This is a genomic window from Micromonospora sp. NPDC049204 (assembly GCF_040647935.1).
Lineage (GTDB): Bacteria > Actinomycetota > Actinomycetes > Mycobacteriales > Micromonosporaceae > Micromonospora.
The window spans coordinates 630,465-653,241 of sequence record NZ_JBEZDC010000002.1 but is presented as its reverse complement, the minus strand read 5'-3'; the positions used below and the strand labels follow the sequence as shown (position 1 = coordinate 653,241).

The following is a 22,777-nucleotide window of genomic DNA, read 5'->3' as shown; positions in this document are numbered from 1 at the left end:
CCCACCACAAAAACCCCCCCACTCACCACAACCCCCTCCTCCGCCTCCCGGCCGGGGGGGGCGGGCCGCGAGCAGCCCCTGCTCGGGCACGGCACCGGCCTGATGTGAACGAAGCCGCTTCAGACCTCGCCGAGCGCGTCGATGTCGCGCATCTCCTCCGCCGTGAGCGAGAAGTGGAAGACGTCGAAGTTGGCGGTGATCCGCTCCGGGGTGACCGACTTCGGGATCGCCACGATCTCGTGGTCGATGTGCCACCGCAGCACCACCTGCGCCGGCGAGACCCCGTGCGCGGCAGCGATCCTGGTCAGCACCGGGTCGCTGAGGTCGCTGGTCTTGAACGGGCTGTAACCCTCCAGCACCACGCCCCGGTCCCGGTGCTCGGCGTGCCGCTGCCGGTCGTACAGCGCCGGACTCCACTCGATCTGGTTGACCGCCGGGTTCTCCTCGGTCGACTGGATCAGTTCGTCGATCTGCCCGGTGCTGTAGTTGCTGACACCCACCGCCCGGACGAGGTTCTCGTCCCGGGCCGCCAGCAGCTCACGCCAGAGCGGGATGCTGTCCGACGGTGACGACGGCGGCCAGTGGATCAACCAGAGGTCCACCTGGTCGACGCCGAGCGCCTCCAGGCTGGCCTCCAACGTCGCCCGCTCCTGGCCCACCCGGTTCGGCGGCAGCTTGGTGGTGATGAAGACGTCCTCCCGGCGCAGCCCGCTCTCCTGCACGGCCCGGCCGACCTCGCGCTCGTTGCCGTACACGGTGGCGGTGTCGACGTGCCGGTAGCCGGTGTCGAGCGCGGCCAGCACCGCGTCGTAACCGGCCTGGCCGGTGGCCTGCCAGGTGCCGAAGCCGAGCAGGGGCATCCGGACGTCGCCCGGGAGCAGGACGGTGGGCTGGTCGGTGAGGTCCATGAGGTCCGTTCTACCCCGCCGAGCGCCCGCCCGCCGAGCGAACCGGACACTCCGGCATCCAGCGCACCGATCCGGTGTGCCGCAGAATGCCTGTGTGACCGACCGGCTGGAGGAGTACCGGCGACGACGGGACGCGGCCCGTACGCCGGAGCCGGTGCCGGCGCGGACCCCCGCGACACCCGGGGCCGACGGCGACACCGCGCGCTTCGTCATCCAGCAGCACCACGCCCGGAGCCTGCACTGGGACCTGCGCCTGGAGCACCAGGGGGTGCTGGCGTCCTGGGCGGTGCCGCGCGGCCTGCCCCGCGATCCGGGTCGCAACCACCTCGCCGTGCACACCGAGGATCACCCGATGGAATACCTCGACTTCGCCGGCGAGATTCCCTCGGGTGAGTACGGCGGCGGCCGGATGCTGATCCACGACCGGGGCACCTACCGGTGTGAGAAGTGGCGCGACGACGAGGTGATCGTGACCCTCTCCGGTGATCGGACCGCCGGCCGGTACGTCCTCTTCGCCACTTCAGGACGGGACTGGATGGTCCGACGGACCGACCCCGCGCCGCCGGGTTGGACGCCGATACCCGACCTGATCCGCCCGATGCACACCACGGCCGCCGCCGGGCTCCCCCGCGACCGTGCCGCCTGGGGGTACGAGCTGCGCTGGGACGGCGTCCGGGCGATGGCGTACGTCTCCGGTGGGCGGCTGCGGTTGCTCTCCGAGACCGACGAGGAGATCACCGGCGGTCACCCGTGGTTGCGGGCGATGGCCGAGGCGCTCGCACCCACCGAGGCGGTGCTCGACGGTGTGCTGGTGCGCATCGACGGCGCCGGTCGGGTCCGCCCGGTCCGCCCGGCCAGCGGCAGTCGGGTGCCCGCCGGCGCCCAGTACCTGATCGTCGACCTGCTCTGGCTGGAGGGTGTGAGCAGCGTCGACGTGCCGTACGCGCAACGCCGGGAGCTGCTCGAAGGGCTGGCCTTGGCCGGTGTGCACTGGCAGACTCCGCCATGGTTCCCGGGCGCGGGCGACGAGGCCCTGCGCACCGGGCGGGAGCAGGGCCTACCGGGCGTGGTCGCCAAGCGGCTCGACTCGGTGTACGAGCCGGGGCGGCGCAGCCGGCGCTGGTTGAGCATCGACGCGGTCTGAAACGGCGAGGAGCGATGTGTACCTGACCCACCTGGACTGCCCGCGCTGCGGCAGGGAGCACTCCGCCGACGAGCTGCGCAACCTCTGCGCGTGCGGCTCCCCGCTGCTGGCCCGCTACGACCTGCCGGCGGTGGCGAAGGCGGTCACCCCGGAACGGTTCGGGTTGCGCCCGGCCGACCTGTGGCGCTACCGGGAGGTGCTGCCGGTCGGCGACCCACGGCACGTCACGACGCTCGGCGAGGGTTGGACGCCGCTGCTGCGCACCCCGGCGTACGGCGCCGAGATCGGCATCGCGGAGCTGATGGTCAAGGACGAGGGGTTGATCCCGACCGGCTCGTTCAAGGCGCGCGGCGCGGCGGTCGGCGTGAGCCGGGCCCGTGAGCTGGGGGTCGAGCGGATCGCGATGCCCACCAACGGCAACGCCGGGTCGGCCTGGGCGACGTACGCCGCGCGCGCCGGGATGGGCGCGACAATCGTCATGCCGCTGGAGGCCCCGAGCATCTGCCGGCGCGAGTGCGTCGCCGCGGGGGCCGACCTGCGCCTGATCGACGGGCTGATCAGCGACGCCGGCCGGCGGGTCGCCGAGCTGATCGCGGAGTCGAACGGGGCGATCTTCGACGCCGGCACACTGCGCGAGCCCTACCGGCTGGAGGGCAAGAAGACGATGGGGTACGAGATCGTCGAGCAGCTCGGTTGGCAGGCGCCCGACGTGATCATCTACCCGACCGGCGGTGGGGTCGGGTTGATCGGCATCCACAAGGCGCTGCACGAGCTGCGCGAGCTGGGCTGGATCGGCGACAAGCTGCCCCGGCTGGTGGCGGTGCAGTCGACCGGCTGCGCACCCATCGTGCGGGCGTTCGCCGCCGGTGAGGACCGGGCGCGGCCCTGGGCGGACGCGCACACGGTGGCGTTCGGCATCACCGTGCCCGCCCCGCTGGGCGACGAGCTGATCCTGGCGGCGCTGCGGGAGTCCTCCGGCACCGCTGTCGCGGTCGACGACGCGGACATCCTGGCCGACCTTCGGGACTTCGCCGGCCGGGAGGGGTTGCTGCTCTGCCCGGAGGGGGCGGCCTGCCTGACCGCGGCGCGGCAACTGCGCGCCGGCGGGTGGATCCGGGCCGGTGAGCGGGTGGTGGTGCTCAACACCGGCGCCGGGCTGAAGTATCCGGACACGGTCGACGTGTCCGGCGTACCGGTGCTGGTCTGACTCAGTAGCTGCCCGGCGCGGTCAACCGCCAGGCCGCGTTGATCAGCCCGACGTGGGAGAGCGCCTGCGGGGTGTTGCCGAGTTGCTCCCCACTGGTCAGGTCGATCTGCTCGCTGAACAACCCCACGTCGTTGGCGTACCCCACCACCCGCTCGAACAGCGCCTCGGCCCGCTCCGGCTCGCCCGCCATGACCAGGCACTCCACCAGCCAGAACGAACACAGCAGAAACCCGCCCGGGTCGGTCGACCATCGTCGGACCAGCCCGCCGTCCGTGCCCAGTTCCCGCTCCACCATCTCCATCGTCGAGCGCATCCGCGGGTCGGTCGCGGGCAGGAAGTGCGCCACGGGCAGGGTCAGCGCGGAGGCGTCCAGCTCCGCCGACCCGAAGGCACCGGTGAACGCCCCGATCCGTTCGTTCCACCCCTCGCGCAGCACGGTCTCGCGGATCTCGTCGCGCACCCGCGCCCAGCGCTGCGGGTCCGCCCGCTCGCCGAGCCGGTCGGCGAGTCCCACCGCCCGGTCCAGCGTCAGCCAGCAGATCACCTTTGACGACAGGTAGTGGCGCTCCTCGTCGCGGGTCTCCCACATGCCCCGGTCCGGCAGGTGCCACGTCGCCGCCACCTGCTCGGTCAATCCGAGCACCATCTCCCGCAACTCGCCCTCGAACGGCGCACCGAGATAGTCGCGCAGCCGCCACACGGCCGAGATCACCTCACCCGGCACGTCGAGCTGCCGCTGCCGCCAGGCGTCGTTGCCGATCCGGACCGGCCCGCTGCCGCGGTATCCGCGCAGGTGGTGGCAGTGGTGCTCGGACAGGTCACGCTCGCCCTCCAGCCCGAAGAGCACCGGCACCGGTTCGTCGCCGATCCGGCCGATCGAGCGCGACGCCCAGGCGAACAGCCGGGACGCCTCGTCCGGGCAGGCCGCCACCCACAGCGCGCGCATGGTCAACGAGAAGTCCCGCAGCCAGGAGTAGCGGTAGTCGTAGTTGCGGTCGCCGCCGATCCGCTCCGGCAACGACGTGGTCAGCGCCGCGGCGACCGCGCCGCTGCGGGCGTACGTGAGGCCGGTCAGGACCGTCGCGCTGTGCCGGACGAGATCGGGGTACCGGCCGGAGTACTCGTGCACGTCCCGGTACGCGTCCCAGGCCTGCGTCGTCTCGGCGAGCGCGGTTACCGGATCCAGCCGGGCCGGAGGGTCGCCGTACGCGGCACCGAACGCCACGTCCACCCCGACCACCTGACCGGTGGACACCTCGAACTCGTGCGTCACCCGGTCGCGGCCCGCCCGCAGGCGCAGGCCCGGCGCGCGCAGCACCAGCACCACCGGGCCGGCGCCGGCCAGCACCCCGCCGTCCGGCTGCTCGTGCAGGTACGGCGTGAGCAGGCCGTACTCCGGTCGGGGCGCGAAATCCAGCTCCATCCGGACTCGCCCGGACAGCCCCTCGACCACCCGGAGCAGCACGGCGGGCGAGTTCATCCCCAGCTCGTGGGCGCGGGCGCCGATCTCGGCGGCGAGCGCGTCGGTGACCGCCACGCTGCCGTGCGGCGTGTGGTGCACCGTGCGCAGCACCAACGTGCCCGGCCGGTACGCGCGCTCCACCCGGTGCCCCGGGCCACCGGCGCCAACCGGTGCGAGCCGGAAGTGCCCGGCGGTCGGGTCGAGCAGCCGCCCGAACACGGAGGCCCCGTCGAACCGGTGCGGACACCACCAGTCGACCGAGCCGTCCTTGCCGACCAGGGCACCCGAACGGGAGTCCGAGAGGAATCCGTAGTCGGAGATCGCCGGCTGCTGCTCCACCCGCCGCGGGTACCCGCATCGGCCCGGATCAGACCGTTGCCCAACCGCTCAGTCGGTCGGCGGCTCGTCCTTGCCGGCCTCCTCGGCCGCGTCGGCCTCCTCCTTGGTCCGGTGGACTGCCTTGTCGGCGTGCTCGGCGGGGCCGTAGACCGTGTACAGCACCAGCGGGTTGGGGCCGGTGTTGACGAAGTTGTGCTTGGTGCCGGCCGGCACGACCACCAGGTCGCCGGAGACGACCTTCCGCTTCGAGCCGGCGACCCGGGCCTCACCGACGCCACTGACGAAGGTCAGGATCTGGTCGACGTCCTCGTGCACCTCTTCGCCGATCTCCCCGCCCTCGGGGATGGTCATGATGACCAACTGGCTGTGCTCGCCGGTCCACAGCACCCGCCGGAAATCCGGACTCTTCTCGGCAACGGTCGCGATAGTGAAATGTTCCATGCCCACGCTCATACCCCGTTCATCGGCGCGCCACGCAGGGGAGTTGCGGGGCGGCAACTGGCCCTGCACGCTGCCGGGACTGGCGAATTGTGGAATTCCCCACGGTCGGAGGGTTTGGATCCCACCGGACCGGGGATCGAGACACCGGACCGGCACGAACAGCCGGTCGAGCCAGGTCCCCGCCGGCGTACCGCCGAACGGCTGCGGTGGTGGGAGACGGCCAGAGCGCGGCGACGTTCCGACCCTGTCGAGGACGGCGCCGCGCGCTCGTGTGCGCCTAGCGGTGCAGCCAGCGCAGCAGGTCGGGCGGGGCCAGCGCCGCCGCCCGCTCCTGATATCGAGCCTGCCCGGCCGAGTCCAGCAGGTTGCGGCCCTGGCCCGAGGTGCCCTGGCGGAAGAACTGCTGCCGGTCGCGCAGCACGCCGAGCGTGTCCGGGGCGAGCCGGTCCGCCCGCGCCCGCATCCGCCCGAAGGTGGCCGCCTCGACCAGCTCGGACCAGCGTTCCGGTGGGACCGCGATGCCCCACCGTTGGGCGAGTCGACGCATCTCACCGCCCAGGTCGGCAAGCAGGTCGTCGTAGTGCACCAGCTCGATGTTCGGGTCGTGCCGGCGGGCCCAGGCGTCGCTCAGGTGCAGCATCACCCCGGGCAGCGAGTCCAGGTCGGCGCGCGGATCCACCTCCCGGTCGACCCAGCTCGGCAGCCACTGCTCCAACGGCAGCGCTGTCCGGGGCGGCCCGGTCGGGGCGGGCGCGCCGGTCAGCTCGGCGAGGCGCACCGGGTCCAGGTTGCCCGCCTGGTGATAGAGGGACACCGCCAGGTCCAGGGGGTGCCGGGCCACCACCACGTAGTGCACCCGAGGATCGAGCGGCACGCCGTCCAGCGGGGTGTGCGTCTTGATGAACCGTCGGTGCGGTTGCGCGGCCAGCCGGTCGAACACGTCGTCGCGTGGTTCGACCAACCAGTCCAGCCACGGTGACAGCACGGTCAGCGGCGCCGGCAGCTCCGGAGTGCCCAGCACCAGGAGCGCGCAGATCATCTGCATCCAGGTCGTACCGCTCTTGGACCGGGTGCTGATCACGATGTCGCCGTCGCGGAACGGGAATCCCGTCCAGCGGGCGCTGTCCTCGTCGGTGGACCGGTACCGGTGGGCTGGCGGGGGCACCGCGGCAGCGTAGTCGCCGGGCCGACGCCCGAGCAGCCGAATTCCGACCCGCCGGGCCGCGCCTACTGCCGCTCGGTGAAGCCGAACTGGATGACGCCCTCGTCGTCGACGGTGGCGTCCACCGAGGCGTCACCGAGCAACTCGGCGGCGTCCTCGTCCAGGAAGATCCGGGCGCCCTGGTTGTCGACCACACGATCGCCCTGCACCGGCTCGGGCACCAACTCGACGGTCAGGGAGCCCGCCTCGGTGTCGGCGGCGATGCGTACGCCGCCGTCCTGGGCGACGTCCTGCTGGTTGGCGAGGTCACGGATGACGAGCACGGCGTTGTCGGTCATGGTGAGCATTTCGGAACTCCTCGTGGATTCTCGGCTCGCGGTCGCAATGATGCGCAGACCGGACGGTCGGCTCGCGTACGAGCGCACGTGGGAGGCGACAGGAGGGCGAACGGTCGTCGCCGTCGCATGGAATCGGGGCAGCTGACGGCCCCTTCACCACCACCGTGCCCGCTGGCGGAGCATCCGTCAAATAGAGCCAGGTCAGTCGAGAGCGGGGGCCGGGGGCCACCTCGGTGACGATCACACCGACGGCCGGCGCACGCCGGACCAGCGGGGCCGGCCATTCCGGTAACAGCCATCTGGCCTGCGCTTACGCTGAGTTCATGAGCGACTTTCGTCGGTACGCGGCCGAGTTCCTCGGGACCCTGCTGCTGGTCTTCTTCGGGGTCGGCAGTGCCGTCGCCGCGCGGGTCCAGGGTGGCGTGGTGGTGGTCGCTCTGGCCTTCGGCTTCGTGATGGTCGCCCTCGTCTACACGATCGGCCCCCTGTCCGGGAGCCACGTCAATCCGGCGGTGACGCTCGGTGTGCTGCTCTCCGGGAAGATCTCGGCGATCGGTGCCGTGGCGTACTGGATCGCGCAGTTCGTCGGCGCGACAGTGGCGGCCTTCGTGCTCTGGGCGTTGACCCGCTGGGGCGACGTCGCGGACCAGACCGGGGCGTTGGGCACGAACGGTTACGGCGCGCACATCAACCGGGGAGGCGCAGCCGTGCTGGAGGTCATCCTGACCTTCCTTTTCGTGCTTGTCGTCCTGGTGGTGACCAGTCGTAGCGAGAATCCGGGCACCGCGGGTCTGGCCATCGGGTTGGCTCTCGCCGCGACCCAACTGGTGGGCGTGACGCTGACCGGCGCCGCGGTCAACCCGGCTCGCGCGTTCGGCCCGGCGGTCTTCGAGGGTGGTGTGGCGTTGCGGCAGCTCTGGGTGTTCATCGTCTTCCCGCTGCTCGGCGGGGCGCTCGCCGCGCTTGTCGCACCGTTGGTGATGGGTGCGCAGCGGCACTACTGGGGTGGTCACGACAAGTCGGTCGGCCGACCGACGTAGTTCGGGTCGGCGAGGACCCGCCCCGAGGCCCTTCTCCGGCGAATACACCTCATGACAGCATCGGCGCATGCATCGCCGTCACTTTCCTCGGGCTCTCGCGCTGCTCACGCTCGTCGCCGTCGCGGCCACCGCCGGAGCGCCCGGCGCCACGGCCGAGTCGCCCACGCCCGCGACGACCCGACTGAACGCCACAATCGACACGATCCTCGCCGACGCCCGGCTTGCCGGGGCGCAGACATCGGTGGTCGTGGTCGACACCAGCACCGGCCAGACGCTCTACGACCGCAACGGTGACCGTCGACTGATCCCGGCCTCGAACACCAAGCTGCTGACCTCGACGGCGGCCCTCGAGCTGCTCGGCCCGGGACACCGCTTCAGCACCGACGTACGCGCCACCGGCAAGCGCCGCGCGGGCCTGCTCTCCGGCAACCTCTACCTTCGCGGCGGAGGTGATCCGACGATGCTCGCCACGGACTACGACGCGCTCGCCGCGCAGGTCGCCGCCGACGGCGTGCGGGTGGTCGCCGGCAACCTGGTCGCCGACGACACCCGCTACGACCGCACCCGGCTCGGCCCCGACTGGACCTGGGACGACGAGCCCTACTACTACGCCGCCCAGGTGTCCGCGCTGACCGTCGCGCCGAGCACCGACTACGACGCGGGCACCGTGATCGTGCACGCCGCCCCGGCAGCCCGAGCCGGCGCCGCACCGGAGATCAGCACCACCCCGCCCACCGCGTACCTGCGCATCGACAACCGGGCCCGCACGGTCGCCGAGGGCACGACCTCGATCTCGATCGAGCGCGAGCACGGCGACAACACAGTCGTGGTGACCGGCCAGATCGCCGTCGGGGGCAGTCCCGCCAGCGACTGGGTGACCGTCGAGGAGCCCGCCGGGTACGCGGCCGACGTGTTCCGGGCGGCGCTGCACCGGCACGGCGTCCGGGTGCTCGGCCGGACCGTGCTCGGCCAGTCCACCCCGGAGACGGCCGACCCGGTGGCGCGGCACGAGTCGATGAGTCTGGGTGAGCTGATGACGCCGTTCCTCAAACTCTCCAACAACGGCCACGCCGAGGTGTTGACCAAGGAGATCGGACGGGTCCGGTCCGGGTCGGGCACCTGGACGGCCGGACTGACCGCGATCAGCGAGTACGTGGCCGACTCCGGTGTGGACACCGGGAAACTGCGCCAGCGCGACGGGTCCGGGCTGTCCCGGCGCAACCTGGTCCCCGCGACGGAGTTCGTCGACCTGCTGAGCGCCGTCCGCACCGAACCGTGGTTCGCCACCTGGTATTCGGCACTGCCGATCGCCGGGCAACCCGATCGGTTCGTCGGCGGCACCCTGCGCAGCCGGATGGCAAACACGCCCGCGGCGGGCAACGTGCATGCCAAGACCGGGAGTCTGACAGGTGTCTCCGGCCTTTCCGGCTACGTCACGAGCGCCGACGGCCGACTGTTGGCGTTCTCCATCCTGCTGAACAACTACCTGACGGCGTCGGTCAAGCCGTTGGAGGACCAGATCGCCGTGGCGTTGGCGGGATACCGCGAGGACGTGGCGGCCACCACGGCGCGGATGGCACCGCCTGCGGTGCCGGAGACGCCCGGGAACCCGGAGGGCGTCGAGTGCTCCTGGGTCAAGCCGATCACCTGCTGAGCGGGCGCCGGGAGGCGCATCCACGCCTCCCGGCCCGTCGCACGGTCAGGCCGGGCGGTCCGGTGGAGGGACCACCGCCGCCGGGTCGCCGCGCTCGATCAGCGCGTCGATGTCGGCGGCCCGCAGCCCGCGCAGGGCGAGCACCCGGGTGCCCCAACGGTGCAGGCGGCACGGGTGCGGGCTGGCGTCGTTGCGGCAGACCACTCCTCCGGACCACCGCTGCGGGGCGTGCACCACCACCGCCCGCACCGCGAACTGGGTGTCCTCGCCGGTCACGTACGGCGGCAGGGGAATGTCGCGGAGCACCTCCCCGGGCGCTTCATCGGCACCGGACGTAACGGCGCGACGGACGCGGTGGGCGGTGCTGCTGCTCATCTCCGCTGCCTCCACACTGGATAGTTGGATGGGGACAGCAGAAAGTTACGGCCTCCTCGACGGTGCGCGACGGACAAACTGTCCCGGGGTGCGATCGACCGGTCAGCGCACCGCCACGGCCTGGAGGCCGACGTTGCCGCAGTGCGGGGTGAAGACCTTGTCAACGGTCCAGGTCAGCAGCAGTCGGGCGTTCTTCGGCGCGGCGAACCGGACGGTGAACTGGGCGCTCCGACTGGTGTACGGGTCCTCCAGCACGGCGGTGCGGGCGGTCCCACCGGTGGACAGGCGTGCTTCCAGCCGACCCCGAGCCATCCAGGTGCCGCCGTAGACCTGCACCGTGCGCGGTTCACCGCTGCCGGCGACGGCGAGGGTGAACCCGTTGCCGGCACCGCAGGTGTAGACGCCGTTGGAGGTGCCGTTCGTCGACCGCTGCGACGAGCCGTCGGACCAGCGGACGTACTCCTGGTTGCCGTCCCAGCCGACCCGCGTGCCGACACCACCCGCGTCGATGATCTCCCCGGAGCCGGAGTTCTTGCGGACCGTCGAGTTGCCCCCGCGCGGCCCCCAGTGCATCCAGTCCCGGGTGCCCACGGCGGTGAGGTCGACCTCGGCAGGCATCTCCCCCTGGGTCATCGACAGCACCGGGGACCCGGGTGACGCGGGAGGCGCGGGAGATGCGGGAGGTGCGACGGGCGCGCTCGTGGCGGGTGTCGGATCGGGCGAGGGTGGACGCTGACGCGGACGCAGGCCCGGCATCGCCGGCCCCGCTTCGCCGGTGCGCCCGTCGGTGGCCGGGTGAGCGGCGGAACGGGCGGCGCCAGCAGGCACCTCTCCCGCGCGGCCCGCCTGGTCGTCGCCGGACTCCGGGTCGGACCGGCTGGCGAGGTACGAGACCAACAGCACCAGGCAGACGAGTACGGCGACCCCCTCCACCGCCCAACGCCGCCGCTGCCGGGCACGGGCGACCCGGCGCAGCCCGGTGCGGGTCTGCGTCCTCGTGTGGTCGTCGTCCGTCACCGACCCTCCACCTCCACCGCCCGGCTGCCATCGACCGTCGCGCGCCGCGCCGTCCACTGTGGGTCGTTTCACGTTTGCACCGGTGTGGACGACACGCTAGATCCGGACCGGCGGACGTGTCCAGCCCCGCAGCCGGACGCTGCCGGACGCCCCGCCTTGCGCGCACGGCGTACCGGCTGGACCGTCGGTGCCCCTCGCGTCAGCCGATCCGGAACCCGAGCACCTGCGCGATGACGATGGCCTGCTCGGCGTCGACGATGGCGCCGTCCCGCTCGACGACCGTCGGGTCGAGCGCGGTGAGGTCGCTGCCGCGCAGGTCGGCGCCGCCGAGCCGGACGTTGAGCAGCAGCGCGCCGGAAAGATCGACGCCGGTGACGGTGGCGCCGGTGAGATTGGCCCTGGTCAGGTCGGCCTCGCGCATCCGCACCCCGGTCAGCCGGACGCCGCGCAGGTCGGCACCGGGCAGCGCGACGAAGGACCAGTCACCGCCGTCCACCGTCATCGGACGCAGGTCGCACTCGACGAAGGTGCTGCCGATCAGCTTGCAGCCGGTGAACTCGGCCTCGAAGAAGTTGCACCGCCGGAAGACGCAGCGGGTGAAGGCCGAGTCGACGTGCCGGGACGCGTTGAACTGCACGTTGCCGAACGTGCAGCCGGTGAAGACCGCGCCGCGGCTCACCGCCTCCGTCAGGTCCACGTCGAAGAACTCGCAACCCACGAAGTGCCTGTCGACGAGCTCCTCGCCGTACCAGTCCTCGTTGCGGAAGGTCGCGTTCTCGGTCAGCTCCGGCATCCGGCCAGGCTAGTGCCCACCACCGACAGCCGACGGGCCGGCGTCGCTGGTGGCGGCCCCCTTCCGGTGCCGGCGTACCGGCTAGTAGGTTCGGCGACGTGAGTGTGGCTCAGAGCACGGACCCGGATCAGATCGGTTTCGACGCGACGCGGTTGGCGCGGATCGACGAGCACTTCGGCAGGTACGTCGACGACGGCCGGCTGGCCGGCTGGCAGGTGGTGGTCACCCGTCGGGGCGAGGTGGCGCACTCCTCGACGTACGGGCTGGCCGACCGGGAGTCGGGCGCACCTGTCGAGGCCGACACGCTCTGGCGGATCTACTCGATGACCAAGCCGGTCACCTCGGTCGCGGCGATGACGCTGTGGGAGGAGGGCCGGTTCGAGCTGACCGACGAGATCAGCCGCTGGTTGCCGGAGTTCGCCGACCTGCGGGTCTACTCGAAGGGGTCGGCGCTCAAGCCGTTCACCGTGCCGGCGATCGAGCCGATCCGGGTCTGGCACCTGCTCACCCACACCGCGGGTCTGACGTACGGCTTCCTGCAGACGTCGGTGGTCGACGGGCTCTACCGGGCCGCCGGGTTCGACCTGCACCCACCGGAGGACGTCGACCTCGCCAGCGCCTGCGCGGCCTTCGGCGAGCTGCCGCTGCTGTTCCAGCCCGGCTCCGCCTGGGGCTACTCGGTCGCCACCGACGTGCTCGGCCGGCTCGTCGAGGTGATCTCCGGGCAGAGCCTCGACGCGTTCTTCGCCGACCGGATCTTCGGCCCGCTGGGCATGACCGACACCCGCTGGTGGATGGACGGCGACGACGCCGGGCGGCTGGCCGCGCTCTACGTACCGGACCCGCGCAGCGGCCGGGCCGTTCGGCACGACAGCCTCGGGGCGCACGCGTACCGCAAGCCGACCCTGCTCTCCGGCGGTGGTGGTCTGATCTCCAGCGCCGCCGACTACCACCGCTTCACCCAACTGCTACTGCGCGGTGGGGAACTGGACGGGGTTCGGCTGCTCGGGCCGCGCACGGTGCGGTTCATGACCCGCAACCACCTGCCGGGTGGCCAGGACCTGGGCACGCTGTCCACCGGCGGCTTCGCCGAGACGACCCTGGACGGGATCGGCTTCGGCCTCGGCTTCGCGGTGGTCGAGGACCCGATCCCCAGCCGGGTGCCGAGCAGCGTCGGCGAGTTCTACTGGGGTGGGGTGGCCAGCACCGCATTCTGGGTGGACCCGGCCGAGGAGGTCACCGCACTGCTGTTCGCCCAGCTGATGCCGTCGAGCACCTACCCGCTGCGCTCCCAGTTGCGCCAACTCGTCTACTCCGCCCTGGTCGACTGACCTGGGCGGCGGGGCGCGGTCAGTCGGCGAGGCGGGCGGGGAAGCCCCCGGTGGCGATCGGGCCCCAGGCGTCGATCGTGACGCGGATCAGTGACTTGCCCTGGCGCACCATCGCCGCCCGGTAGTCGTCCCAGTCCGGGTGCTCGCCGGAGATGCTGCGGAAGTACTCGACGAGCGGCTCCACCGCCTCGGGCAGGTCGAGCACCTCGGCGGTGCCGTCGATCTGCACCCAGGGGCCGTCCCAGTCGTCGCTGAGCACGCACGCCGACACCCGGGGGTCGCGGCGGATGTTCGTCACCTTGGCCCGCTCGGGGTAGGTGGAGACCACCAGCCGCCCCTGTCCGTCGATCCCCGCGGAGACCGGGGAGGACTGCGGTCGGCCGTCGGCCCGGGTGGTCATCAGCACGACGCGGTGTCGCGGCCGGAGGAAGTCGAGCAGGCCGTCCCGGTCGACCCGGGTGTTCTGTGCGATGCTGCGCGCCATTCCCCGTTCCTACCAGGGCGGCGGCGACGGCGGGTCAGCGGGGCGCGGAGCGGTGCGCCGCCTGGGTGGGCACCCGGGGGCGGCTGGAGGGGCGCCAGGCCCGACCGTTGGCGTAGATCACCCGGAAGCCGAGGTACGAGGCGAGCGGCGCCCAGTGGGCGGAGCCCATCCGCAGCTCGGCGGCATTGTGCCGCTGACCGTTGGCGAGCACGTCGAGCAGGACGGTTTCGAACGCCGCCGATTCGACCCAGTCGACTTCTCGGCTGAAACCGCAGATCAGCGCGGCACCGGTGACCTCCAGGAACTCGCGCAACACCGCGTCCGAGGCGCGCAGCACCGAGCAGCTGCCGAAATAGAGTCGCCGCCCCTCGGCGCGGCCGGCCATCAGGTCGGCGACCTCGTTCAGCTCCACGGACTGCCAGTCGGTGAGGCAGAGGCGGCTCGGCTCGCCGTGCATGGCGAAGAAGCCCACCCGGTGGTCGGCGTACTGCTTGAGCAACCAGCGGTCCAGGAAGTAGAACAGTTCGTCGCGCGTGGCCGCGTCCTTGTGGATGAAGCGGATCTTGCCCAGTCGCTCCAGCAGCTCAAGGGTGGGCAACACGGAACCCCGCTCGTTGAGGTCCCGGTGCCACTGACCCTCGACACAGAAGACGCCACCGCGTGCCACGTGCACCTCCGCCAGTCCGCCCGCCCGGGCTGACGTTACCGCCAGCCACCGACAGCGGAACATCACCCTCGGTGTGATTGATTGCGACGTTCGGTGTGCTTGTCGTGATTGGTTGGAGCAGGGGTGATCGGTGACGAATGGCTGTTTCGTAAATCAGCACAATTCCCAGGCAATACCCAGGGATGGCGGTTTGTGAGGACGATTCTCGTTAACGACCGCCAACCGGCCCGATGAGTGTCAGGGTGGAAATCGCGGGACTTCTCGGTCGATGTCCTGGAGCCACCCCATTCGCTCTCCTATCGGGAGGACTTCTGTGCGCGTAAACACCTTGAAGCGAGTCGCCGTCGCATTCGCCCTGGCGCTGCCCGGGGCAGCAATCGCCACGGTGGTCGCCGCGCCGGCGGCACACGCGGACGGCTGTTACACCTGGAACCGCAACCTGTACCAGGGACGCTCGGGCGACGATGTCCGCCAGTTGCAGATCCGGATCGCCGGCTGGGCCGGCTACCGGGACATCGTGGAGAACGACGGCCAGTACGGACCGAAGACCGCCGCCGCGGTCAAGCGGTTCCAGCAGGCGTACGGGCTGCGTGCCGACGGCGTCGCCGGCCCGCAGACCTACACCAAGCTGTACCAGCTACAGGACAACGACTGCACGCCCGCGCACTTCAGCTTCACCGAGATGGACGACGGGTGCGGCGGGTCCGGTTACAGCGGTGGACCGCTCTCGGCGGCCCAGACCCGGCAGAACGCGCTCCGCACCATGTGGAAGCTGGAGGCGATGCGCAAGAGTCTCGGCGACAAACCACTCGACGTGTCCAGCGGCTTCCGCAGCCGGGCCTGCAACAACCAGGTCGGCGGCGCGTCCGACAGCCAGCACCTGTACGGCAACGCGGCCGACGTCACCGCGCGGTCGTCCTCGCTGTGCCAGGTCGCCCGCAGTGCCCGCAACAACGGCTTCAGTGGGATCTACGGGCCGGGCTATCCCGACCACGACGACCACGTGCACGTCGACTCGCGGCGAGAGAACAACAGCGACTCCAGCTCGAACACGACGAGTTGGTCGGCGCCGGACTGCGGGGTCGGCAACTGAGCCGTCCGCCCAGCGTGACGTCGGCCCGACGCGGAGGGGATCTCCGCGTCGGGCCGGCGTCCTGTCGTCCCGGGTCGGGCGGGCGCTCAGCTCGCCCGGGGCCAGCGCGGCGCGGTGACGGGGGGTGCCACCGGCCGGCCAGCGACGGTGGACCGTGCCCCCGGCGGCACGACCCGCGCGGTCTGCTGCCGCGACGGCCCGGTCGCCGTGAAGGGGAAGGGCACGTGCACGAACGGGTTGCCGTGCCGGATCACCGCCTCGATCTGCCGCTCATTGAGCCCGTGTGTCTCCAACACCCGTCGTCCCCAGCGGTGCAGGCGGCACGGGTAGGAGGCGCCGTCGTTGCGGCACAGCGGCCCGGTGGGCCACTCCTCGGCGGTGTGCACGACCACCGCCCGGACCGCGAGCCGAACGTCCTCCGGGGTCAGAGGTGCCGGCATTGGCACCTCCCCCAGTACCTGATCGATGGGATCCGTCGACTGCTCACCAACTCGCACGGCAGGCCTCCCGCAGCTCGGCAGCGGTACGGCGGACTCACCGCACCGACATCCTCGGCAATGGGTACGGCCGGCACCCGACGAAAGTTCAATCCCGATACGCGCGAAGCAGATCCTCCGGCGACAGAACGTGTAGCCCGTCGACGGCGGTGCCGCTGCGCGCCACGGCAAGGGTGGGTACCGACTCGTCGGCACCGGGCAGCTGGGACCGGTGCAGGAGCAGCCGGCCGAGGTCGTGCGCGTCGAACGGCCGGTTCTCCTGCCATTTGATCGACCCGACGAAGGTGATGCGCCGCGCGACGGGCTCCCGGTCAGCACCGACTATGTCTATTTCCGGATCGTTTGTCCGGGTCCAATAGCCACCGACCGTCGCTGCCTCCGCCGGCAGGTGCTCGCTGGGTAGACGGCGCAGCGCCTCGCGAACGACAGGTTCGATGGCCCGCCCCCGCCAGGACGTCCAGGACCGAAGGATCCGGGCCAGGGTCAGATCACCCCGCCCCCGCTCGATCTCGGAGAGGTGCGGCCCCAGGAACGACAGCCAGAAGCGCAGGTACGGATCAGCCACCGTGTACCGGGTTTCCCGCGACGGCCTGGTGGACAGCGGAACGGCGACCTCCACGACCCGCTTCTGCGTCAGCAGGCGCAGGGCGCGGTTGAGGGACGCCTGCGGAAGATCCCCCGCCGCGCGGGAGATCAGCGAGAAGGTCCGCTCACCGGAGCCGATGGCCCGCAGCACCAGGCCCGCCTGGGACTGGGGCGGGAACTCCGCAGCCAGCGCCCGTTCGCCGCTGACCAACAGGGCCGAGGTCGGATCCCGTACGGCGTCGGCCAGATAGTCATGCACCGACACGCCGGTCGGCCACTCGTCGAGGATCAGCGGCAAACCACCGGACACCAGGTAGGCGTCGAACGCGTCGGCGGCGGACAGGTCCAACATGTCGCGAACGTCGGCCGGGCTCAACGGCGGGATGACCATCTCGGTTGCCCGCTGGTGGAACGGCCGGCCGTAGTCGTTCAGGGCCTCCATCATCGCCAGGTCCGATCCGACACAGATCAGCAGGACCGGCCGTCGGGAAAGCTCACGATCGAAGATCTTCTGCAGTGTCCCCTCGAAGCCCGGGTCACCCGCGATGAGGTACGGCATCTCGTCGAGGACCACGACGCTCGGCCGGTCGGCCGGCAGCGCGGCGGCGAGCAGGCTCAGGGCGGCATCCCACGTCTGTGGTTGCTGCTCGCGAAGTAGCTGTGCGTCCGGCAGCGTCGAGGCTGCCGCCTCCTCCACGAAGAGAGCGAGGTCGGCGGCGACGCTGGGCTGCGCGGAGGCGGTGAAGAACAGGTACGGCACCTCGGCCCGCTCCACGAACTCCTCGACCAGTCGGGACTTGCCTACCCGTCGGCGACCGCGCATGAGGAGTGCGCGACCTGGTCGGCCAGCTCTGCCGCCCCGTTGCACCCGAGCGAGCATGCCGCTCAGGAGCTGAAGCTCACGGTCCCGTCCGACGAAGCCGTCCATGACCCACCCCTGACACAACCAAAAATGAAACAACCAAGAATGAGTGTAACCTCATCCGTGTTGTCGCGATCGACAGATGGTGTCGGGGCATCCCCGCCGCGTGGCTCAGGCCAGGCCGGCGTCGTGCACGAGCAGGGCCACCTGGACCCGGTTGTTGAGGTTGAGCCGGGTCAGCAGCCGCGAGACGTACGCCTTGACCGTCGCCACACTCATGAACAGCTCTCCCGCGATCTCCGCGTTGGTCTGGCCTCGCCCGAGGGCGACCGCCACCTGCCGCTCCCGTTCACTGAGCCCGCTGAGCAACCGCAGCGCCCGCTCCCGGCGCGGGTCCGGGCCGACCGGGCCGGGGGTGGCGGCGGTCACGTGGGCGATAAGCGTCCGGGTCACCGTCGGGGACAGCGTCGCCTCGCCGGCTGCCACCCGTCGTACGGCGTGCACGATCTCCGCCGGCGCGGTGTCCTTGAGCAGGAATCCGGCCGCCCCGGCGCGCAGCGCCCGCAGCACCTGCTCGTCGGCGTCGAAGGTGGTCAACACCAGCACCTCCGGCGGGTGCGGCTGGGCGCGCAGCGCCTCGGTGGCCGCCAGCCCGTCCACCCGTGGCATCCGGATGTCCATCAGCACCACGTCCGGGGCGTACGCGGCGACGGCGGCCGGGACCTCGCCGCCGTCGGCCGCCTCACCGACCACGGTCAGGTCCGGCAGGCCGCCGAGGATCATCGAGAGGCCGGCCCGGACCAGGGCGTCGTCGTCGACGATCAGCACGCGCACCGACGGCACGACCGACTCCGGCCCCGACGGCCCGGTCACACCCGATTGCCCGGCCACACCCGAGGGCCCCGTCACACCTGACGCGCCAGCCACACCGGACGCCCCCGTCACGCCGGCCACGGCAGCCAGGCGGCCAGGCGGAAGTCGCCCGTGTCGTCCCGACCGTAGGCCAGCCGACCGCCGGCCAGGGTGACCCGTTCGCTGATGCCCACCAGGCCGGTGCCGGCACCCGGCAGCGTGCCGCCGGCCGGTGTGCCGACCGGCCACCGGTTGCCGATCGCCACGGTCAGCCCGTTGCCCGGCCCGCCGGCCACGTCCACGGTGACGGCCGCGCCGGCCGCGTGCTTGCGGGCGTTGGTCAGCCCCTCCTGCACGATCCGGTACGCGGCCCGGCCCAGCGCCGCCGGCACCTCCCCCGACCGGTCGACGATGTCGCTGACGTTGACCTTGACGCCAGCCGAGCGCGATTCGGCGATCAGGGCCGGTAGGTCGGCGAGGGTCGGCTGGGGCGGCTCCGGGGCGTCGACGTCGTTGTCGCCCTCGGCGCGGAGCACCCCGATCACCTCCCGCAGGTCCTGGAGGGCGGCGTGCGCGCTGCCCCGGATCACCCCGGCGGCGCGGGCCACCTCGTCGGGCGGTGCGTCCGGGCGGAACTCCAGCGCGCCCGCGTGCAGGCTGAGCAGCGAGATCCGGTGCGCCAGCACGTCGTGCATCTCCCGGGCGATCCGGGTGCGTTCGAGGTGGCGGGCCTGGCTGACGCGGAGCTGCTGCTCGGCCTCGGCCCGCTCGGCGCGCTCGCGCAGCGACACGATCAACTGCCGGCGAGCCCGGACGAACATCCCCCAGGCCAGCACGGCGAAGGTGAGCACCACACCCCACGACGCGCTGGCCCAGTACGACATGTTCGGATCCGGACGCAGCCAACTGAAGACCAGGTTGGTGATCAGACCCGCGCCGGTCACCGCCACCGCGATGGCGGTCCGGCGATGCACCACGACGGTGAAGAACAGGATCGCCAGTGGGATGGCGGCGGCCATCGAGAACATGGTCAGCGGTGTGGTGGCCAGCAACAGCCCGAGCGGCCACCGCCGGCGCAGCCAGAGCAGCCCCGCGCAGACCAGGCCGATGAGCGCGTCCCCGACTGTCATCCAGTCGTGCGGCAGCGGGATCGCCATCGCCGGATCCGGCGACAGGGCGTCCGCGGTGACGAACAGCACCCAGAGCAGCGAGACCAGGAACGCCACGCTGTCCACGATCCAGTCGCGGGTGGTGCGGCGCGGACGCCTACGCCCCTGGTCAGCCGGCACCACCAGCTCCCCTGGCAGCAGCCAGGGATGCTCCGGGACGGCGAGGCTGGTCACCGCCCCATGCTAGGCAGCCGACGGGCACCACGACCAGCTACCAAAGTCGAGACCCCTCGGTCGACCAAGGTCGACGCGGCACCGACCGGTGGCCGCAGCGGATGGCCGGGCGACGCGGGCAGGCTCTTTCGCATGATCACGGTCGAGAACCTCACCAAGCGATACGGGCCACACCCGGCCGTGGACGACGTGTCGTTCCAGTGCGAACCGGGCACCGTCACCGGCTTCCTCGGCCCCAACGGCGCCGGCAAGTCCACCACCATGCGGATGATCTGCGGGCTCACCGCGCCGAGCGCCGGCCGCGCCACCGTCGCCGGGCACCCGTACCGGGAGCTGCCCAACCCGGGGCGGGAGGTCGGCGTGCTGCTGGACGCCTCCGCCCAGCACGCCGGGCGCACCGGCCGCGAGGCGTTGACGCTGTCCGCGTACACCATGGGTTTGAGCCGGCGCGAGGTCGCCGCGAAGCTGGACCTGGTCGGGTTGAACGCGGTGGCGGCGAAGCGTCGGGTACGGGCGTACTCGTTGGGCATGCGCCAGCGGCTCGGGCTGGCACACGCGCTGCTCGGCGACCCTCGGGTGCTGATCCTCGACGAACCGGCCAACGGCCTGGACCCGGAGGGGATCTTCTGGATGCGCGGCCTGCTGCGCGACTTCGCCGACCGGGGCGGCACCGTGCTGCTCTCCTCCCACCTGCTGCGCGAGGTGGAGGCGGTCGCGGACCGGCTGGTGGTGATCGGGGGTGGCCGGATCGTGGCCCAGGGCAACAAGAACGAGCTGCTGGCCGGTGGCGGCACCGTGGTCCGGGCCCGCGACGACGCGGCGCTGCGTCGCGCGCTGGAGACGGCCGGATTGAGCGCCGCCGACAGCTCCGAGGGGCTGCTCGTGCAGGCCGACGCCGAGGCGGTCGGCCAGGCCGCCGCCGATGCCGGCGTCGCGCTGGCCGAGCTGCGGCCCGCCAGCGGCGGTGGCCTCGAACAGCTCTTCCTCACCCTGACCGCCGGCGAATCCACCAAGGAGGCCGTCCGATGACCACCGCCACCGCGCCCGCCGCCGGCGCCGTCGCGCCCCGGCACCACACTCCGGTACGCCGTCCGTCGCTGCTCCGGCTCTCGGCAGTGGAGGTGCGCAAGCTCGTCGACACCCGGGCCGGCCGTTGGCTGCTGATCACCATTGCTCTGGTCACCGCCGCGATCGTCACCCTGCAACTGATCTACGCGAAGGACGCCGAACAGACCTTCCCCAACTTCTTCGTCCCCTCGCTGCTGCCGGTGTCGGTGCTGCTGCCGGTGCTCGGCATCCTGTCGATCACCAGCGAGTGGTCGCAGCGGACAGCCCTCACCACCTACGCCCTGGTGCCCCGCCGGGAACGGGTGGTCGTCGCTAAACTGATCGCCGTGTCGCTGACCGCGCTCGCCTCGGTGCTGACCAGTCTCGCCGTCGCCGCCATCGGCACGCTCGTGGCGTCCGCCACCGGCGGGGCGGGCACCTGGGAGTTCGACTGGTCGCTGGTCCTGAACGCGGTGGTCATCCAGGTCACAAGCGTTCTGATGGGCGCCGCCTTCGGCCTGCTGCTGCTCAACCCGCCGCTGGCGATCGTCGGCTATCTCCTGCTGCCCACCCTCTGGGGGGTGCTCGGCGAGATGGTCAAGCCTCTGCGCGGCCCGTCCGAGTGGCTGGACACCAGCAAGACCATGGAACCGTTGTTCAGCAGCGACGCCGTCACCGGCGGGCAGTGGGGGCGGATAGTGGTGTCCCTGCTGGTCTGGATGGTCCTTCCGCTGGCCGCCGGTCTGTTCCGGACGCTGCGCCGCGAGGTGTCCTGACCATGGACCTGGCCGGCAATCGACCACGCACCGTCGTCAGCGGCGGCGCGACAGAGCTGGCCGTCATGTGGGGCGGCTTCCCGCTTGTCGGCGCGGGCCTCGGATGGCTCCTCGCGGCGACGACCGGTTGGCTCGCCCGGTTGCCCTGGGTGCCGTTCGGTGACCTGGTCGAGTGGCTGGACGGGCTGCCCGAGCCGCAGGCCACCTTCGGCGCGGTCGCGGTGGGCGTCCTGGCCGGCCTGGTCGTCGCCGGGATCGGCACCGCCGAACGGCTGATCGTCACCGTCGACGCGGCGCAGGTCCGGCTGCGCCGCTCCGCCCAGGACCAGACGGTCGCGCGGGCCGACGCCCGGGTGGTCTTTTTCGCCGACAAGCACCTGGTGCTGCTCGACGGCGACGGCGCGGAACTGGTGCGGGAGTCGACGGACCTGCCGGCCGCCAAACTGGCGGAGGCGTTCCGCACCCACGGCTGGGGTTGGGCGGACGACGACCCGCACCGGTCGGCGTACCGGCTGTGGGTGCCCGACCTGCCCGGTCTGCCCGCCGGGGCGGACGCGCTGCTGCGCGCCCGCGAACGGGCGATCGAGCGGGACCGGCGCGACGACGCCCGGGAGCTGCGCCGCGAACTGGGCCGGCTCGGGGTGGTGCTGCGCGACGAGAGCAAGCGGCAGTACTGGCGGTTGACCCAGCGGGCCGTCGCCGCCGGGTCCGAGCAGCCGACTTCGGCCGAGCGGGAGCCGGACGGGCGGTAGCGTCTGTCCCAGGAGATCCTGGGAGCCGCGCGATGACCGAACAGCAGCCGTACCGGGTGGTGTCCCGCCACCCCGGCTTCGAGCTGCGTCGGTATCCGGCCCACCTGGTGGCCGAGATGCAGATCCAGGCGTCGTTCACCCGGGCGCCCATCGAGGCGTTCCGGCCGTTGGCCGCGTACCTCGGCGGCGCCAACCGGACCCGGCAACCGATCGGGACGGCCGCGCCTGCGAGGCCCGCCGCCAGCGGTTCGGAGAAGATCGCGATGACCGTCCCGGTGGTCCAGGTGGAGGGTGAGCGGCCGGGCGCGTACCTGATCCAGTTCGTGATGCCTGTCGTCTTCACCGCCGCCACCCTGCCCGAACCGGTCGACCCGAGGGTGCGGACCCGCGAGGTGCCGGGGCAACTGGCGGCGGCGATGCGGTTTTCCGGCCGGTGGACGGAGCAAGCGTTCAGCCAACGCGCCACCATGCTCGGCCGCTCGGTCACCGCGGCCGGGCTGCAACCCAGAGGCGCGATCCGGTACGTACGCTTCGACCTGCCGTGGAAGCCGTGGTTCCTGCGCCGCAACGAGGTCGTGCTGCCGGTCGTCGAGTGATGCGCCGACGGC

24 protein-coding genes are annotated in these 22,777 nt (G+C 71.8%); 10 read left to right on the top strand and 14 right to left on the bottom strand.

What is annotated here, in order from left to right:
* Positions 1-119: 119 nt before the first annotated feature.
* Positions 120-908 carry an aldo/keto reductase gene (locus AB0A90_RS06050; RefSeq protein ID WP_357242339.1) on the bottom strand — a complete coding sequence of 263 codons (789 nt, stop codon included), beginning with the start codon at positions 906-908 and terminating at the stop codon, positions 120-122.
* Between the two features lie 94 nt (positions 909-1,002).
* On the opposite strand from AB0A90_RS06050, the gene AB0A90_RS06045 reads away from it, so the two are divergent.
* Entirely contained in the window at positions 1,003-2,052 is a 1,050-nt protein-coding gene (locus AB0A90_RS06045; RefSeq protein ID WP_357242336.1) for a DNA polymerase ligase N-terminal domain-containing protein, read from the top strand.
* A 16-nt stretch (positions 2,053-2,068) separates the two neighbouring features.
* Positions 2,069-3,259: a threonine synthase gene (locus AB0A90_RS06040; protein WP_357242333.1), complete on the top strand. Its 1,191-nt coding sequence runs from the start codon at positions 2,069-2,071 to the stop codon at positions 3,257-3,259.
* Position 3,260: 1 nt separating this feature from the next.
* Here AB0A90_RS06040 and AB0A90_RS06035 read toward each other — a convergent pair whose 3' ends face one another.
* The 4 genes from AB0A90_RS06035 to AB0A90_RS06020 all read right to left on the bottom strand — a co-directional run bounded on the left by AB0A90_RS06035 (position 3,261) and on the right by AB0A90_RS06020 (position 7,010).
* On the bottom strand, positions 3,261-5,060 hold the full coding sequence (locus AB0A90_RS06035) for a glycoside hydrolase family 15 protein (protein WP_357242330.1): 1,800 nt from the start codon (positions 5,058-5,060) through the stop codon (positions 3,261-3,263).
* 48 nt (positions 5,061-5,108) lie between these two features.
* Positions 5,109-5,501: a cupin domain-containing protein gene (locus tag AB0A90_RS06030; protein ID WP_357242327.1), complete on the bottom strand. Its 393-nt coding sequence runs from the start codon at positions 5,499-5,501 to the stop codon at positions 5,109-5,111.
* Positions 5,502-5,778: 277 nt separating this feature from the next.
* Positions 5,779-6,666, bottom strand: a complete 888-nt coding sequence (locus tag AB0A90_RS06025) for a sulfotransferase domain-containing protein (protein WP_357242324.1) — start codon at positions 6,664-6,666, stop codon at positions 5,779-5,781.
* Between the two features lie 62 nt (positions 6,667-6,728).
* Positions 6,729-7,010: an adhesin gene (locus AB0A90_RS06020; RefSeq protein ID WP_355032899.1), complete on the bottom strand. Its 282-nt coding sequence runs from the start codon at positions 7,008-7,010 to the stop codon at positions 6,729-6,731.
* A 314-nt stretch (positions 7,011-7,324) separates the two neighbouring features.
* Between AB0A90_RS06020 and AB0A90_RS06015 the strand changes: the two genes are divergently transcribed.
* Positions 7,325-8,041, top strand: coding sequence for an aquaporin (locus tag AB0A90_RS06015; protein ID WP_357242321.1), 717 nt, complete (start codon positions 7,325-7,327; stop codon positions 8,039-8,041).
* A 67-nt stretch (positions 8,042-8,108) separates the two neighbouring features.
* Positions 8,109-9,695 carry a D-alanyl-D-alanine carboxypeptidase/D-alanyl-D-alanine-endopeptidase gene (gene dacB / locus AB0A90_RS06010; RefSeq protein ID WP_357242318.1) on the top strand — a complete coding sequence of 529 codons (1,587 nt, stop codon included), beginning with the start codon at positions 8,109-8,111 and terminating at the stop codon, positions 9,693-9,695.
* Between the two features lie 45 nt (positions 9,696-9,740).
* On the opposite strand, the gene AB0A90_RS06005 is transcribed toward dacB, so the two are convergent.
* The 3 genes from AB0A90_RS06005 to AB0A90_RS05995 form a co-directional block, all read right to left on the bottom strand.
* Positions 9,741-10,070, bottom strand: a complete 330-nt coding sequence (locus AB0A90_RS06005; protein ID WP_357242315.1) for a hypothetical protein — start codon at positions 10,068-10,070, stop codon at positions 9,741-9,743.
* Between the two features lie 102 nt (positions 10,071-10,172).
* Positions 10,173-11,087: a hypothetical protein gene (locus AB0A90_RS06000; protein WP_357242312.1), complete on the bottom strand. Its 915-nt coding sequence runs from the start codon at positions 11,085-11,087 to the stop codon at positions 10,173-10,175.
* 199 nt (positions 11,088-11,286) lie between these two features.
* Complete coding sequence (locus AB0A90_RS05995) at positions 11,287-11,880, bottom strand: pentapeptide repeat-containing protein (RefSeq protein ID WP_357242309.1); 594 nt, start codon at positions 11,878-11,880, stop codon at positions 11,287-11,289.
* A 98-nt stretch (positions 11,881-11,978) separates the two neighbouring features.
* On the opposite strand from AB0A90_RS05995, the gene AB0A90_RS05990 reads away from it, so the two are divergent.
* Positions 11,979-13,211, top strand: a complete 1,233-nt coding sequence (locus AB0A90_RS05990) for a serine hydrolase domain-containing protein (RefSeq protein ID WP_357242306.1) — start codon at positions 11,979-11,981, stop codon at positions 13,209-13,211.
* A 19-nt stretch (positions 13,212-13,230) separates the two neighbouring features.
* Here AB0A90_RS05990 and AB0A90_RS05985 read toward each other — a convergent pair whose 3' ends face one another.
* Both AB0A90_RS05985 and AB0A90_RS05980 read right to left on the bottom strand, forming a co-directional pair.
* A complete protein-coding gene (locus AB0A90_RS05985) occupies positions 13,231-13,695 on the bottom strand; it encodes a PPOX class F420-dependent oxidoreductase (RefSeq protein ID WP_357242303.1) in 465 nt (154 codons plus the stop codon).
* Positions 13,696-13,729: 34 nt separating this feature from the next.
* A complete protein-coding gene (locus AB0A90_RS05980) occupies positions 13,730-14,362 on the bottom strand; it encodes a hypothetical protein (protein ID WP_357242300.1) in 633 nt (210 codons plus the stop codon).
* Between the two features lie 313 nt (positions 14,363-14,675).
* Here AB0A90_RS05980 and AB0A90_RS05975 point away from each other — a divergent pair, with 313 nt between their 5' ends.
* A complete protein-coding gene (locus AB0A90_RS05975; protein ID WP_357242297.1) occupies positions 14,676-15,455 on the top strand; it encodes a D-Ala-D-Ala carboxypeptidase family metallohydrolase in 780 nt (259 codons plus the stop codon).
* A gap of 86 nt (positions 15,456-15,541) precedes the next feature.
* Here AB0A90_RS05975 and AB0A90_RS05970 read toward each other — a convergent pair whose 3' ends face one another.
* The 4 genes from AB0A90_RS05970 to AB0A90_RS05955 form a co-directional block, all read right to left on the bottom strand.
* Positions 15,542-15,895: a hypothetical protein gene (locus AB0A90_RS05970; protein ID WP_357242294.1), complete on the bottom strand. Its 354-nt coding sequence runs from the start codon at positions 15,893-15,895 to the stop codon at positions 15,542-15,544.
* Between the two features lie 145 nt (positions 15,896-16,040).
* Complete coding sequence (locus tag AB0A90_RS05965; protein ID WP_357242291.1) at positions 16,041-17,465, bottom strand: DUF234 domain-containing protein; 1,425 nt, start codon at positions 17,463-17,465, stop codon at positions 16,041-16,043.
* Positions 17,466-17,570: 105 nt separating this feature from the next.
* Complete coding sequence (locus AB0A90_RS05960) at positions 17,571-18,326, bottom strand: response regulator transcription factor (RefSeq protein ID WP_357242428.1); 756 nt, start codon at positions 18,324-18,326, stop codon at positions 17,571-17,573.
* 14 nt (positions 18,327-18,340) lie between these two features.
* Positions 18,341-19,594, bottom strand: coding sequence for a histidine kinase (locus AB0A90_RS05955; RefSeq protein ID WP_357242289.1), 1,254 nt, complete (start codon positions 19,592-19,594; stop codon positions 18,341-18,343).
* Between the two features lie 132 nt (positions 19,595-19,726).
* On the opposite strand from AB0A90_RS05955, the gene AB0A90_RS05950 reads away from it, so the two are divergent.
* From AB0A90_RS05950 to AB0A90_RS05935, 4 genes are read left to right on the top strand one after another with little or no spacing between them, the layout of a single operon-like run.
* Entirely contained in the window at positions 19,727-20,623 is an 897-nt protein-coding gene (locus AB0A90_RS05950; RefSeq protein WP_357242286.1) for an ATP-binding cassette domain-containing protein, read from the top strand.
* A complete protein-coding gene (locus tag AB0A90_RS05945; protein WP_357242283.1) occupies positions 20,620-21,417 on the top strand; it encodes an ABC transporter permease in 798 nt (265 codons plus the stop codon). Before AB0A90_RS05950 ends, AB0A90_RS05945 begins: the two co-directional genes overlap by 4 nt.
* A gap of 2 nt (positions 21,418-21,419) precedes the next feature.
* Entirely contained in the window at positions 21,420-22,169 is a 750-nt protein-coding gene (locus AB0A90_RS05940; RefSeq protein WP_357242281.1) for a hypothetical protein, read from the top strand.
* 32 nt (positions 22,170-22,201) lie between these two features.
* Positions 22,202-22,765, top strand: a complete 564-nt coding sequence (locus AB0A90_RS05935; protein ID WP_357242278.1) for a heme-binding protein — start codon at positions 22,202-22,204, stop codon at positions 22,763-22,765.
* The last annotated feature ends 12 nt before the right edge of the window (positions 22,766-22,777 follow it).

Excerpts from the sequence above, each read along its gene's own strand:
- AB0A90_RS06050 (WP_357242339.1), bottom strand. The coding sequence starts at position 908 with ATGGACCTCACCGACCAGCCCACCGTCCTGCTCCCGGGCGACGTCCGG.
- AB0A90_RS06030 (WP_357242327.1), bottom strand. The coding sequence starts at position 5,501 with ATGGAACATTTCACTATCGCGACCGTTGCCGAGAAGAGTCCGGATTTC.
- AB0A90_RS06020 (WP_355032899.1), bottom strand. The coding sequence starts at position 7,010 with ATGCTCACCATGACCGACAACGCCGTGCTCGTCATCCGTGACCTCGCC.
- AB0A90_RS06015 (WP_357242321.1), top strand. The coding sequence starts at position 7,325 with ATGAGCGACTTTCGTCGGTACGCGGCCGAGTTCCTCGGGACCCTGCTG.
- dacB (WP_357242318.1), top strand. The coding sequence starts at position 8,109 with ATGCATCGCCGTCACTTTCCTCGGGCTCTCGCGCTGCTCACGCTCGTC.
- AB0A90_RS06005 (WP_357242315.1), bottom strand. The coding sequence starts at position 10,070 with ATGAGCAGCAGCACCGCCCACCGCGTCCGTCGCGCCGTTACGTCCGGT.
- AB0A90_RS05995 (WP_357242309.1), bottom strand. The coding sequence starts at position 11,880 with ATGCCGGAGCTGACCGAGAACGCGACCTTCCGCAACGAGGACTGGTAC.
- AB0A90_RS05985 (WP_357242303.1), bottom strand. The coding sequence starts at position 13,695 with ATGGCGCGCAGCATCGCACAGAACACCCGGGTCGACCGGGACGGCCTG.
- AB0A90_RS05970 (WP_357242294.1), bottom strand. The coding sequence starts at position 15,895 with ATGCCGGCACCTCTGACCCCGGAGGACGTTCGGCTCGCGGTCCGGGCG.
- AB0A90_RS05965 (WP_357242291.1), bottom strand. The coding sequence starts at position 17,465 with ATGGACGGCTTCGTCGGACGGGACCGTGAGCTTCAGCTCCTGAGCGGC.
- AB0A90_RS05950 (WP_357242286.1), top strand. The coding sequence starts at position 19,727 with ATGATCACGGTCGAGAACCTCACCAAGCGATACGGGCCACACCCGGCC.
- AB0A90_RS05945 (WP_357242283.1), top strand. The coding sequence starts at position 20,620 with ATGACCACCGCCACCGCGCCCGCCGCCGGCGCCGTCGCGCCCCGGCAC.
- AB0A90_RS05940 (WP_357242281.1), top strand. The coding sequence starts at position 21,420 with ATGGACCTGGCCGGCAATCGACCACGCACCGTCGTCAGCGGCGGCGCG.
- AB0A90_RS05935 (WP_357242278.1), top strand. The coding sequence starts at position 22,202 with ATGACCGAACAGCAGCCGTACCGGGTGGTGTCCCGCCACCCCGGCTTC.